Here is a 521-nt window from a genome sequence, read left to right as displayed (position 1 = left end):
CTGCCGGGCTTTGCCGGCCTGGCGTTGTCGGTGGGCCTGTCGGTCGACGCCAACGTGCTGATCAACGAGCGTATCCGCGAAGAGCTGCGTGCCGGCATGCCGGGCAAGACCGCGATCGTGACCGGTTACGAGCGTGCCAGCGGCACCATCCTCGACGCCAACCTGACTGGGTTGATCGTCGGCGTGGCCCTGTATGCGTTTGGTACGGGCCCGCTGAAGGGCTTCGCACTGACCATGATCATCGGCATCTTCGCTTCGATGTTCACGGCAATCACCGTATCGCGCGCCTTGGCGACGCTGATCTACGGCCGCCGCAAGAAGCTCCAGAACGTGGCCATCTGACGGGACGACACGCACAATGAAACTGTTTCCGCTGCACATCCTCCCGAACGACACCAAGATCGATTTCATGCGGTGGCGTCATGCCGCGATGGTCGTGACCCTGCTGCTGTTCGTGGGTTCGATCGCGTTGATCGCGACCAAGGGCTTCAACTACGCGCTGGACTTCACCGGCGGTACGC

1 protein-coding gene and 1 pseudogene are annotated in these 521 nt (G+C 62.6%); both read left to right on the top strand.

The window, feature by feature from the left end; all coding sequences use genetic code 11:
* On the top strand, positions 1 to 342 hold a 342-nt coding region (locus ACXJKJ_RS32200; protein WP_457395821.1), incomplete at its 5' end, for an efflux RND transporter permease subunit.
* Between the two features lie 16 nt (positions 343 to 358).
* Positions 359 to 521, top strand: a pseudogene (locus ACXJKJ_RS32195) (hypothetical protein); the annotation flags it as partial.

The organism is Roseateles sp. P5_E1 (assembly GCF_054049335.1).
This window is presented reverse-complemented; position numbering and strand designations above follow the sequence as displayed.